Genomic DNA, 12,306 nt, shown 5'->3' with positions numbered 1-12,306 from the left:
AGCCTGGCGCGCGCGCCTTCGCCGCGGCCTTGGCCGCGATGGCCGCGCCGCGGGCCCCGCCGACGGCGGGCAGGCCCGCGGTACGCGCCGGCGCAGGCTTGCGCTCGACGACGGCGTCCAGGGAGAGGGGAAATTTCGGGCGGCGCGGGGCAGTGCTCATGACGGCCGGGGACTGCGCGTGGAAGGGCTTATGCCAGCCACTGGTTGATCTGCTCGAGCTGACCGCGATGCGTCAGGTCCAGCTGCAAGGGGGTCAGCGAGACGTAGCCTTCGCCGGTGGCGTGGAAATCCGTGCCTTCGCTCGCGTCGCGCGCGTCACCGGCCGGGCCGATCCAGTAGTTGGTATCGCCGCGCGGGTTGACCTGCGTGATCACCGGCTGGGAAGGATGGCGCTTGCCGAGCCGTGTCGCCCGATAGCCCCGGATATGTTCGAACGGCAGGTTGGGAATATTGACGTTGAGCAAGAACGGTTCGGCCGCCGGCTTGGCGATATAGCGCTCGACAATGTCGCGCGCCACGCGCGCCGCCGCGTCAAGCTGCGTCCAGCCTTTGTCCACCTGCGAAAACGCGATCGAGGGAATCCCGAGCAGGAAGCCCTCGATGGCAGCGGCGACGGTGCCCGAGTACAGCACGTCCTCGCCCATGTTCTGGCCCTGGTTGATGCCGGACACCACCAGGTCGGGTTTTTCGTCCAGCAGGCCGGTCAGGGCAATATGCACGCAATCGGTCGGCGTGCCGTTGACGAAGCGAAAACCCTTCTGCACGCCCTCGCTCGCCTCGAAGATCGACAGCGGCCGTTGCAGGGTCAGCGAATTCGAAGCGCCGCTGTGGTTCTGCTCGGGCGCGATCACCGTGATGCGTGCCAGCGGCGCCAGCGCGGCGTGCAGCGCGGCAAGCCCTGGCGCCAGGTAACCGTCATCGTTTGCGAGGAGGATATGCATGGCCGCGATTGTACCCGACAAGGCTGCTGCGCACGCCCTGACCGCGCCGCAAAATCCGCCTCCTGCGCGGCTCGGCGGGGATCTGTGCGGAAGCTAACAGAACGACCGTGCTATTTTTGCGCTACACTTGCCCGGGCCCGTCTGGCGTAATGCGGATACGGCGCCAACGCAACAGGCGCCGGCCCGCGCATCCACCGCGCATGCACCTTTTTGCGCCATCGCCGCCGGGCAACGGACATAACAACCCGTAGAACATATCACCGGAGACATGATGAAAGCCGTACTGTGCAAAGCCTGGGGCCCGCCCGATTCGCTGGTTCTCGAAACCCTGCCCGATCTCGTGCCCGCCCAGGGCGAAGTCGTGATCGACGTCAAGGCGGCCGGCGTGAATTTCCCCGACGTCCTCATCATCCAGAACAAATACCAGGCCAAGCCGCAACTGCCCTTCTCGCCGGGCTCGGAACTGGCGGGCGTGGTCAATGCCGTCGGCGAGGGCGTGACCCACGTCAAGCCGGGCGACAAGGTCATCGCCTACCTGGGCAACGGCGCCTTCGCGTCGCAGGCCAAAGCCCCGGCCAGTGCCGTGGTGCCGATGCCGCCGGGCATCGACTTCGAGACCGCCGCGGCATTCACGCTCACCTACGGCACGTCGCACCACGCCGTGATCGACCGCGGCGAACTGAAGGCGGGACAGACCATGCTGGTGCTCGGCGCGGCCGGCGGCGTGGGCCTGGCTGCCATCGAGATCGGCAAGGCCATCGGCGCGCGCGTGATCGCGGCCGCCTCCACCGATGAAAAGCTGGCGGTGTGCAAGGAGCACGGCGCCGATGCGCTGATCAACTACAGCACCGAAGACCTGCGCGAGCGCGTCAAGGCGCTCACCGACGGCAAGGGCCCCGACGTCGTCTATGACCCGGTCGGCGGCATCTATGCGGAGCCGGCCTTCCGCTCGATCGGCTGGCGCGGCCGCTACCTGGTGGTGGGCTTCGCCAACGGCGAGATCCMCAAGCTGCCGCTGAACCTGGCGCTGCTCAAGGGCGCCTCGCTGGTGGGCGTGTTCTGGGGCGACTTCGCGCGCCGCGAGCCCAAGGCCAACCAGGCCAATATGGCGCAGATGCTGGGCTGGATGAAGGAAGGCAAGATCCGCCCGCACATCTCCGCGCGCTATCCGCTCGAGCAGGCACCGCAGGCGCTCAAGGACATGGAAGCCCGCAAGGTCACCGGCAAGATCGTCATCGTGCCCTGATCATGCCCTGGTCCCGCACGCGGCCACCACTGGCTGCCGTGCGCACTGCGTGAAAGAAAAGAGCGCCTGGGTGCCAACGCACCCGGCGCTCTTTTCATTTCCGCCTGCTTGTTCGCGTAGCCGATGAAGTCGCGCGGGACGCTGGCGTTCTGCCGGCTGCGGGCCGGCATYGTTGCCGCCCTCCAAGTTCTGCCAGTACCACGCGCGGCTACAGGCGCTCGGTCTCGCCCGTGCGCGGCTGCCACTTCATCAGCCGCTTCTCCACGCTGCCCACCAGCGTGTCCAGCACCAGCGCCGCCGCGGTCAGCACCACGATGCCGGCGAACACGGTGTTGATGTCGAAGGTGCCTTCGGCCTGCAGGATCAGATAGCCCACCCCGCGTGCCGAGCCGAGGTATTCGCCCACCACCGCGCCAACGAAGGCCAGGCCCACCGAGGTATGCAGCGAGGAAAAGACCCAGCTGGTCGCGCTGGGCAGGTAGACATGGCGCAGCAGCTGTTGCCGGTTCGCGCCCAGCATGCGCACATTGGCCAGCACCACCGGGCTGACTTCCTTGACACCCTGGTAGACGTTGAAGAACACGATGAAGAACACCAGCGTCACTGCCAGCGCCACCTTGGACCAGATGCCCAGGCCKAACCACACGGCGAAGATCGGTGCCAGGATCACGCGCGGCATCGAGTTCATGGCCTTGATATAGGGATCGAGGATGGCCGAGGTGAGCGGGCTGAGCGCCAGCCACAGGCCCACGCCGAGCCCGGCGGCGGTACCGATGCCGAACGCCAGCAKCGTCTCGATCAGKGTCACGCCGAGGTGGATGTAGATATCGCGCTCGACCACGAACCAGGTCCAKATGCGCTGGGCCACCATCAGCGGTTCACCGAAGAAGAAGGCAACCTGCTGCGAACGCGTGGCGATATGCCAAGCGCCGAGGATCACTACGAGGACGAGCAACTGCCAGAAGCGCAGCATGCCCTTGGAGTCGGGACGGAATGCCATGGGAATGGAATGGAAATCAGTGCGGATTGAATGGGAGAGATGCCTGCGATGCGGCGGCGGCCGTGTCAGGCCACCTTGCGCTGCTGCGCGTAGCCTTTCAGCACCTCTTCGCGCAGCACGTCCCAGATGGCGGCGTGCAGTTCGATGAACCGCGGGTGATTGCGKATCTCGGCCACGTCGCGCGGGCGCGGCAGGTCGATGACGAACTCGCCGATCGGGTGCGTGCCGGGTCCCGCCGACAGCACGACCACGCGATCGCTCATGGCAATGGCTTCATCGAGGTCGTGGGTGATGAACAGCACCGCCTTGCGCTTGGCCGCCCACAGGTCCAGCACCTCGTTCTCCATCAACTGGCGGGTCTGGATGTCGAGCGCGGAAAACGGCTCGTCCATCAGGATGATGTCCGGGTCCAGCACCAGCGTCTGCGCCAGGCTMACGCGCTTGCGCATGCCGCCCGAGAGCTGGTGCGGGTAGCGGTCGCCGAAACCGCCCAGGCCCACGCGGCGCAGCCAGGCCTCGCCCTCCTGCTGCGCCTCGGCGCGCGGCATGCCGCGGAACTCGAGTCCGGCGATCACATTGTCCAGCGCGCTGCGCCACGGCATCAGCGCTTCGGCCTGGAACATATATCCGGCGCGCTCGTTGATGCCGCGCAGCGGCTCGCCGAACACCCGCACTTCGCCAATCGACGGCTGCAGCAGGCCGGCACCGACATTGAGCAAGGTGGACTTGCCGCAGCCGGTCGGGCCCACTACGGAAACGAACTCGCCGGGCTGGATGTCGAGGGTGACGTCCTTGACGGCGGTATAGCGCTGGCTGCGGTCTTCGCGCGAGACGAAGGTGCAGGTGACGTTGTCGAGGGAAAGTGCGGCAGTGCTCATGGCTGGCTCTTGGCGAATCTTTGGCGAATCCCGGCGATGCGGCACCGTCGATACCGCACGGCGCCTCGGCGCGACTGGAGTACGTGAATCCGTGAAATCGTGCGGCGGGCCTCAGGGCCGCGCAAATGCAAAGGCCCGCTGCGTGCAGCGGGCCACAGGCTCCCGTTGCGCGGGCGAAGCCTTACTTGTACTTGGCGTTGGCCTTCTGCACGAAGCTGTTGGTGAACGTGTTCTCCAGCTTGATKGCCTTGCCCTTCAGGTCMGGGTCGAACTGCTGCAKCGTATTGAGCGCGGTCTTGGGACCATCGGCGGGCATCGTGCCGTCCGGCGAGATCGCTTCCTTGACCTTGTCCCAGGCGGACAGGTACAGCGCGCGGTCGCCCAGCAGGTAGCTCTCCGGCACGGTCTTGACGATGTCGGACGGACCAGCCTTTTGCAGCCACTTGAGCGCACGCACCATGGCGTTGGTCAGGGCCTGCGTGGTGTTCGGGTTCTGCTGGATGAAGGCGCTCGATGCGTAGAGGCAGCCGGACGGCATGTTGCCGCCGAACACCGCCTGGGTGTCCTTGAGCGTGCGGGTATCCGAGGCGATGTGCACTTCGTTCTTCTGCGTCAGCATCGACACCACCGGATCGAGGTTGGCCATCGCGTCGATCTGGCCCGAGCGCATCGCGGCCACCGCGCCGGCGCTGGCGCCGACGCCGATGAAGGACACGTCCGACGCCTTCAGCCCGGCCTTGGCCAGCACGAAATTGGCCATCATGTTGGTGGACGATCCCGGCGCGGTGACGCCGATCTTCTTGCCCTTCAGGTCGGCCACGGACTTGAAGTTGGGCATGGTCTTGTTGGAGACCACCAGCACGATCTGCGGGGCACGGCCCTGCAGCACGAATTCCTGGTACTGCTGGCCCTTGGCCTGCAGGTTGAGGGTGTGCTCGTAGGCGCCGGAAACCACGTCCGCGCTGCCGCCCACCACGGCCTGCAGCGCCTTGGCGCCGCCGGCGAAGTCGACGATGTCGACGTCGAGGCCTTCATCCTTGAAATAGCCGAGACGCTCGGCGATGGTCAGCGGCAGGTAGTAGAACAGGTTCTTGCCGCCGACGGCGATGGTGACCTTGGTCTTCTCGGGCTTGCCCTGCGCCTGCGCATAGCCACCGAAGGTKAGCCAGCCAGCCAGGAACAGCGCCAGCGCGATCAGCGCCTGCTTCCAGAATTTCTTGTTATACATTGCTCTCTCCTACCTGTTGTACCCGGGGCAACCGTGCCGCGCAGCGGCAAGCTGCGATGCTATCCGATGCGCACCGGGGCCGCATCGGGATCAACACCTATGCCGTGCCCGGTGCCGCTGCGACGGCATCGACGATACAGGGCGAGCCTTTCGGCCGCCTTTCGACCGCCTTTCGACCACAGTCCGGCCCTCGCTCGACCGCCCCACTGCTTCGGGCCGCGCCGGCACGCCGGTTTCCACCTGGCTCACTCGGCGTGGATATCGGCGGACTTGATCACCTTGCCCCAGCGCGCCAGTTCGCCGCGCTGGTAGGTCGCCAGCTGCTGCGGCCCCATGAATTTCGCCTCCGCGCCCAGTTCCTCGGCCTTCTTGCGGAAGGCGTCGGTCTGCATGATGCGCTCGATCTCGCCGGCCAGCTTGTCGATGATCGGCCTGGGCGTGCCGGCCGGCGCGTACATGGCGAACCAGGAAGACACGTCGAGGTCGGGATAGCCGGCCTCGGGCGCGGAAGGCACGTCCTTCAGGCTGGGCAGGCGCTGCTTGCTGGTCACCACCAGCGGGCGCAGCTTGCCGCCCTGGATATGCCCCATCAGCGGCGGCGGCGTGGTGATGGTGAGGTCGACGGAGCCGCCCAGCAGGTCGGTCATGGCCGGGCCCGTGCCCTTGTATGGGACATGGGTGATCTGGATGCCGGCCATCTGGTTCAGCAACTCGGTCGAGACGTGCTGCAGCGAGCCATTGCCCGACGAGGCGTAGTTGAGCTTGTTGGGATTGGCCTTGGCATAGGCCACCAGTTCCTTGAGCGTCTTGACCGGCAGGCTCGGGCGCACCACCAGCACTTGCKGCGCCGACAGGAGATTGGCGACCGGCGCGAAGTCCTTCACCGGGTCCCACGAGGTCTTCGTCAGCAGCGGCGTGATGACCTGGTAGCCGGAGTACTGCACCATCAGGGTGTAGCCGTCCGGCTTGGCGCGCGCCACGGTCTGCGCCGCGATGCCGCCCGAGCCGCCGGGACGGTTGTCCACCACCACCGGCTGGCCKAGCGCCTTGGCCAGCGGCTCGGAAATCATGCGCGCGGCCAGGTCGGTGGTGCCGCCGGCKGCGGCCGACACCACCAGCGTCACGGGCCGCTGCGGCCACGCGCCGTCCTGCGCCGAAGCGGTGGCGCCGGCCAGGCCGGCGACCAGCGCCGCGGCGGCGGCAAGCGCCCTGCGGCGCGCGGGCGATGCAGCGCGCATGGCAGCGGACAGGCTGGACTGCGAGGACTGCGAGGAATGCGAACGTGTGTCGGCGTATGCCGGGATGCGGGGCATGGGTGTCTCCTGCTTGCTGCTCTTTGAGCTTGGTCTTGTCTTGCGCCCGCGCCGGCCCTCGCCGCGCGGTGCGCACCCGCTCTTGCGGGTTTTTTCCAGGGAATGCCTAACGGGTTCCTGCGGGCACGGCTCAGGGCTGCGTGCCGTCCTGCGCGGCAAAATGGCCGGCCAGCCACGCCGGCGGCTGGTGCGTGCGCAGGCGCGGGCCGGCCCGCAGCAGCTGGCTGGCGGTGTCGCGCTGGACCAGCGCCGGCAAGCCCGCCACCACGTCGAGCAGGCGGCCCAGGTCCACGCCGGTGTCMACGCCCATTGCKGCGAACATATGCACCAGCTCCTCGGTGCTGACGTTGCCGCTCGCCCCGGGCGCGTAAGGACAGCCGCCGAGTCCGCCGGCGGCGGCGTCGAAGCGCGTCACGCCCACCTGCCACGCGGCCAGCGCGTTGGCCAGGCCCATGCCGCGCGTGTTGTGAAGATGGATGGTCAGGCCGGTCCGCGGCAGTTCACGCTGGAAGCGTTCGCACAGCGCCGCGACCTGCGTGGGATAGGCCATKCCGGTGGTATCGCACAGCGTGATGCCGCTCGCGCCGGCCTCGGCGAACGACCTGGCGAGCGCCATCACGGCGTCGGCGTCGACCTCGCCCTCGAAGGGGCAGCCGAACACCGTGGACAGCGAGACATTGACCGGCACGCCGGCCTCGCCCGCCGCCGCGGTCATCGCCAGCAACTGCGCCTGCGACTGCGCGCGCGTCATGCGCAGGTTGGCGCGGTTGTGGGTCTCGCTGGCGGACATCACCAGATTGAGCTCGTCGGGCCGGCAAGACAGCGCACGCTCCAGGCCGCGCAGGTTGGGCACCAGCGCGGTATAGCGCACGCCGGCGGCGCGCTGCATGCGGTGCATCACGGCTTCGGCATCGGCCAGCGCGGGAATCGCCTTGGCCGAGGTGAAGGAAGTTGCCTCGATACGGGCAAAGCCACACGCGGACAGCGCATCCAGGAAGGCCACCTTGGCATCGGTCGGCACCACCACCGGCTCGATCTGCAGGCCGTCGCGCGGCGCCACCTCGTTGATCTCGATGCGGGCCGGGCCGCGCAGAGCGGCCGGCGTGGCGAAGGCGGCGGCGCTCATGCCACCACCCCGCGTGCGCGCAGGTCGGCGATGGTGGCGGCGTCGAAGCCGGCCTTCGCCAGCACCGCATCGGTATGCTCGCCCAGCGTGGGCGCGCKGTCGTGGATGGCACCCGGGCTGCCCGACAGCTTGGGCATGATGCCCGGCACCTCCACGGTCAGCCCGCCGGCCGAGGTCACGCTCTCGATCACGCCGCGCGCACGGTAGTGCGGGTCTTCRGCGATGTCCTTGACCGTGTAGATGCGGCCSGASGGCACWTCGGCCTGCTTGAGCGCGGCCAGCGCATCCTCCACGCTCTGGCTGCGGGTCCAGGCCGCGATGGCCGCATCGATTTCCTCGACGCGCCTGACGCGGCCGTCGTTGCGCTCCAGCGCCGGATCCCCGGCCAGGTCGGCGCGGCCCATGGCATGCATCAGGCGCTTGAAGATGGCGTCGCCGTTGGCGGCGACCAGCACATACTCTCCGCTGGCGCAGGGATAGGCATTGGACGGTGCGATGCCGGGCAAGGCGCCGCCGGCCGGCTGGCGCACCGCGCCAAATGCGGAGTACTCCGGCAGCAGGCTCTCGCTCAGGTTGAACAACGATTCGTAGAGGGCCACGTCGATCACCTGCCCCTGGCCGCCGCGCGCGTCGCGCTCGTACAGCGCCAGCAGCACACCGAGCGCGCCATGCAGGCCGGCGATGGTGTCGCCCAGCGACAGGCCCGCGCGCACCGGGGCGCGGCCGGGCTCGCCGGTCAGGTAGCGCAGGCCGCCCATGGCCTCGGCCACCGCGGCAAAGCCGGGTTCGTCCTTCTTCGGGCCGGTCTGGCCGTAGCCGGAAACCCGCACCATGATCAGGCCGGGATTGTCCGCGCGCAGCGACTCGAAGCCCAGGCCCCACTTTTCCATGGTGCCGGGCCGGAAGTTCTCGATCAGCACGTCGGCCCCGGCCGCCAGCTTGCGCACCACCGCCTGGCCTTCGGCCTGGCGCAGGTCGATGCAGATCGATTGCTTGTTGCGCGACTGTGCCTCCCACCAGACCGACGTCTCGCCATGCAACATGCGCCATTTGCGCAGCGGGTCGCCCTGCCCGGGCGGCTCGACCTTGACCACCTGGGCGCCGAAATCGGCGAGGGTCTTGGCGGCAAAGGGGCCGGCAATCAGTTGTCCGAGTTCCAGGACCCGAATGCCTTCGAGAATCTGTCGCGCCATGTGGAGGGTCTCCGTGCCGTATCGGTTGCTGCGTGCCGGGCATCCTGGCTATCTGCCGGCGCCACGCCTTGTTTCGACGCAGTTTGCCCTAGCCGCGCGCATGGCGGAATCGGCATTCGGAGAAGCGGGTTGTCTTGGAACGCGAAAGCTGTCCGGTCGGGCGCTTGCTCCAGGACGAAGCGAAGCGGGCCTGGCCAGGCGTGCGGCTGCAGACCGTACAAGCCGTGCGGCAAGGCCGCGCAACCACGCCGGGACCGTCTTGAAGCGACCGTTCAGAACGGCGCGCGGTCGCCGCARAGATGSGTGATSAGCAGCCGCGCCGACACCGTCAGCCCGGCCGGATCGCGCATGCCGATCAGGAGCGAGCGGCGCGCCCAGGCGTMCTGCAGCGCCACCAGCGAMAGGCCCATCGACTGCACATGCGGCTCGGCCGCGATGCGCGGCAGCACGCCCACGCCCAGCCCCGCCATCACCATGCGGCACATGGCATCGAAGCTGCGCACCTGGATGCGCAGGCGGAACGGCCGGTCCAGCCGGCTGCTCTCCTCCAGCAGGCGCGCGGCAAGCGACGTCACCTGCGGCAGGCTGACGAAGTCRTATTCGAGGGTATCGGCATAGCGCACCGGCCCGCGCTCCGAGAGCGGATGGTGCGGCGGCGTGACCAGCACCAGTTCGTCCTGGCGGTACTCGACGGTGACCAGGCCGGCGCTGGGCGTGCGGTCGGCAAAGATGCCGACGTCGGCGCGGTTCTCGACCAGCGCAGCCACGATTTCGCTGCTGTTCTGCTCTTCGAGCTCGATGCGGATGGTGGGATGCAGCGCCATGAAGGTCGCCAGGTCATCGGGCAGGAACTGCGTGATGGCCGAGGTATTGGCGCACACGCGCACCTGGCCGCGCACGCCGCTGGCGTAGTCGGACATCACGCCGGCCATGCGCTCCACATCCTGCAGGATGGTGAGCGCGTGATGGAAGCAGGCCTGCCCGGCCTCGGTCAGCTGCACGCCGGCKGCGTGGCGGAAGAACAGCGGCGCGCCGACCGCGGCTTCCAGGTCGGAGATGCGCTTGCTGGCCGCGGCCACGGCCAGGTGGGACTGGCGCGCGCCCGCGGAGATGCTGCCCTGGCGAGCCACAGCGACGAACAGCCCGAGCGTGACGAGGTCGAAGCGAGCAAGGTTCATGCGGTTGCGTTCAGCCCATGGAGGCAGGCACGGCTACACCGAGCGCCGGTCCATCACCGCGCGGGCGATGGTGCCGGCATCGACGTACTCCAGCTCGCCGCCCACCGGCACGCCGCGCGCCAGGCGCGACACCTTGAGTCCGCGCGCCTTCAGCATCTCGCCCACATAGTGCGCGGTGGCTTCGCCCTCGCTGGTGAAATTGGTCGCGACGATGACCTCGGCAACCGGGCCGCCCAGGGCCGGGTCGGTGGCGCGCGCCAGCAGCCGGTCMAGGTGGATCTCGCGCGGGCCGACGCCGTCCAGCGGCGAGAGCCGGCCCATCAGCACGAAGTACTRGCCGCGGTAGGTCAGGGTCTGCTCGATCATGGCCTGGTCGGACGGCGTTTCCACCACGCACAGCAGCGAGGCGTCGCGCCGCTCGTCCAGGCAGGTCGAGCAGATTTCCTGCTCGGTGAAGGTATTGCAGCGCGAGCAATGCTTGATGCCGTCGGCCGCGCCGCGCAGCGCGTCGCCGAGCTTGCGCGCGCCTTCGCGGTCGTGCTGCAGCAGATGGTAGGCCATGCGCTGCGCGGACTTGGGGCCGACGCCGGGCAAGACCCGCAGGGCCTCGATCAGCGCCTGCAGCGAAGTCGGTGGCGCGTTCTTCACGCGGCGCCTCCGTCGGCGGGGCGCCGGTCGGGCGCGGCCATGCTCACCACCGGCGTGTGGTGCAGCACGGTGGGAAACGGCTCGTAGAAATGGTGCAGCAGGGCCTTCCACTGCTGGTATTCGGGAGAGCCGCGGAAACCTTGCGTGTGATCTTCCAGCGTGCGCCAGCGGACCGTCAGCAGGTAGTCGGACGGCTGCTCGATACAGCGATGCAGTTCGAGCCCGAGGAAACCCGGCATGCCCGCGATGATATGGCGTGCGTGCCCGAAGGCCGCCTCGAAGGCGACCTCCTGGCCGGGCCGTACCGGCAGCACTGCGGATTCGAGGATCATGCCTGGCTCCGTTGCGCGCATCAGACTCGGGACGCGGCTCAGAACGGCATCTTGAAGCCCGGCGGCAGCGGCAGGCCAGACGTCATCGATCCCATCTTTTCCTGCGTGGTCGCCTCGGCCTTGCGCACGGCGTCGTTGAAGGCAGCCGCCACCAGGTCTTCCAGCAATTCCTTGTCCTCGCCCTCGGCCAGCAGGCTSGGGTCGATGGAGACGCGCTTGACGTCGTTCTTGCAGGTCATGGTCACCTTGACCAGGCCGGCGCCGGACTGGCCCTCGACCTCGATCAGGGCAAGCTGCTCCTGCATCTTCTTCATGTTTTCCTGCATCTGCTGGGCTTGCTTCATCAGCCCGGCCAGTTGGCCCTTCATCATGGAAAGCTCCTGATTAGCGTGTTGGATGGAAACCACGGGCCGCCGCGCGTCATGGGCGCCGGCGACCCGTCATGGAAGTCGTTCAATCGGTCAGGCCGCCCGCGGCTGGATCGACCCGGGCAGGATATGGCCGCCGAACTCGCGCAGCAAGCCCTGCACAAAGGGATCCCCCTCGATGGTGGCCTCGGCCTCGCGCTGGCGCTCGGCGCGCGCCTGGGCATCCGCCGCCGCCGCCGTATCGGCGACCGCGCCGATCTCGCATTGCACCCGCACCTCGGTACCGAGGTGCTCGCCCAGCGTCTGCTGCAGGCGCTCKACCACGCCGGCCTCGGTGATGGGCGCCACCGGCGCGCGCAGATGGAATGTACGCCCCACCACCTGTACCAGTTCGCTCTGGTAGGCAAGCTGCTGCGCCAGCCCCTTGAGCGACAGGCTGGCGGCCAGCGCCGGCCAGGCGCCGGTGAAGACCGGCGGCGTGCCGTCTTCGCCGGCCACCGGCGGCTTGGGCGGGGTAAGGCGCACGGCTGCGACAGGCTCTGCCGGTGCCGGTGCCGGCGCCTGTGCAGGAGCGGCCTGCACGGCTGGCCGGGCCGGCTCGCGGCGCTGTGGCGCCGGCTGCCGTGCGGGCATKGGTTCGKGATCGCTGCCGTAGGCGTYGCTGCCGTACGGACCAATGACCGGCAGGTCCGGCGGCAGGTCTTCCCACGGCGGCACGTCGCTGCTGCCGGCGAATTCCCACGGCGGGACATCGCCGGACGGGCCAGGATCGGCAGGCTCCATGGCGGGCGCGCGGCGCGGCGGCGGCTCGGCGCGAGCCGGCGCGGCGGCAACCGGGGCCGGCCGCACCACCGC

The 12,306-nt window shown here is 68.6% G+C and carries 13 protein-coding genes and 1 pseudogene; 1 reads left to right on the top strand and 13 read right to left on the bottom strand.

The window, feature by feature from the left end; all coding sequences use genetic code 11:
• Nucleotides 1–160, bottom strand: a pseudogene (locus AC1DKV_RS38960) (protein-L-isoaspartate(D-aspartate) O-methyltransferase); the annotation flags it as partial.
• Nucleotides 161–188: 28 nt separating this feature from the next.
• Nucleotides 189–941, bottom strand: a complete 753-nt coding sequence (surE, locus tag AC1DKV_RS38955) for a 5'/3'-nucleotidase SurE (RefSeq protein ID WP_441624308.1) — start codon at nucleotides 939–941, stop codon at nucleotides 189–191.
• 271 nt (nucleotides 942–1,212) lie between these two features.
• On the opposite strand from surE, the gene AC1DKV_RS38950 reads away from it, so the two are divergent.
• Complete coding sequence (locus AC1DKV_RS38950) at nucleotides 1,213–2,187, top strand: NADPH:quinone oxidoreductase family protein (protein ID WP_477139580.1); 975 nt, start codon at nucleotides 1,213–1,215, stop codon at nucleotides 2,185–2,187.
• Nucleotides 2,188–2,395: 208 nt separating this feature from the next.
• On the opposite strand, the gene AC1DKV_RS38945 is transcribed toward AC1DKV_RS38950, so the two are convergent.
• The 11 genes from AC1DKV_RS38945 to AC1DKV_RS38895 all read right to left on the bottom strand — a co-directional run.
• Entirely contained in the window at nucleotides 2,396–3,187 is a 792-nt protein-coding gene (locus AC1DKV_RS38945; protein WP_477139578.1) for an ABC transporter permease, read from the bottom strand.
• A 65-nt stretch (nucleotides 3,188–3,252) separates the two neighbouring features.
• Entirely contained in the window at nucleotides 3,253–4,065 is an 813-nt protein-coding gene (locus AC1DKV_RS38940; protein WP_441624304.1) for an ABC transporter ATP-binding protein, read from the bottom strand.
• Nucleotides 4,066–4,246: 181 nt separating this feature from the next.
• Nucleotides 4,247–5,293: an ABC transporter substrate-binding protein gene (locus AC1DKV_RS38935; RefSeq protein ID WP_477139577.1), complete on the bottom strand. Its 1,047-nt coding sequence runs from the start codon at nucleotides 5,291–5,293 to the stop codon at nucleotides 4,247–4,249.
• 245 nt (nucleotides 5,294–5,538) lie between these two features.
• A complete protein-coding gene (locus tag AC1DKV_RS38930) occupies nucleotides 5,539–6,531 on the bottom strand; it encodes a Bug family tripartite tricarboxylate transporter substrate binding protein (protein WP_477139579.1) in 993 nt (330 codons plus the stop codon).
• Between the two features lie 205 nt (nucleotides 6,532–6,736).
• A complete protein-coding gene (locus tag AC1DKV_RS38925; RefSeq protein WP_441624300.1) occupies nucleotides 6,737–7,732 on the bottom strand; it encodes a hydroxymethylglutaryl-CoA lyase in 996 nt (331 codons plus the stop codon).
• Nucleotides 7,729–8,925, bottom strand: a complete 1,197-nt coding sequence (locus AC1DKV_RS38920; RefSeq protein WP_477139576.1) for a CaiB/BaiF CoA transferase family protein — start codon at nucleotides 8,923–8,925, stop codon at nucleotides 7,729–7,731. The genes AC1DKV_RS38925 and AC1DKV_RS38920 overlap by 4 nt, the downstream gene beginning before the upstream one ends.
• A gap of 272 nt (nucleotides 8,926–9,197) precedes the next feature.
• Entirely contained in the window at nucleotides 9,198–10,103 is a 906-nt protein-coding gene (locus AC1DKV_RS38915; protein WP_477139575.1) for a LysR family transcriptional regulator, read from the bottom strand.
• Between the two features lie 33 nt (nucleotides 10,104–10,136).
• Nucleotides 10,137–10,751, bottom strand: a complete 615-nt coding sequence (recR, locus tag AC1DKV_RS38910; protein ID WP_477139574.1) for a recombination mediator RecR — start codon at nucleotides 10,749–10,751, stop codon at nucleotides 10,137–10,139.
• Entirely contained in the window at nucleotides 10,748–11,083 is a 336-nt protein-coding gene (locus AC1DKV_RS38905; RefSeq protein ID WP_441624292.1) for an antibiotic biosynthesis monooxygenase family protein, read from the bottom strand. The genes recR and AC1DKV_RS38905 overlap by 4 nt, the downstream gene beginning before the upstream one ends.
• Nucleotides 11,084–11,121: 38 nt before the next feature.
• On the bottom strand, nucleotides 11,122–11,454 hold the full coding sequence (locus tag AC1DKV_RS38900; RefSeq protein ID WP_420998475.1) for a YbaB/EbfC family nucleoid-associated protein: 333 nt from the start codon (nucleotides 11,452–11,454) through the stop codon (nucleotides 11,122–11,124).
• A gap of 90 nt (nucleotides 11,455–11,544) precedes the next feature.
• On the bottom strand, nucleotides 11,545–12,306 hold a 762-nt coding region (locus tag AC1DKV_RS38895), incomplete at its 5' end, for a DNA polymerase III subunit gamma/tau C-terminal domain-containing protein (RefSeq protein WP_477139573.1).

This window comes from Cupriavidus sp. 05T41, assembly GCF_056396525.1.
Note: the sequence above shows the minus strand (reverse complement) of the source record. Positions and strands in the feature narration are given on the sequence as shown.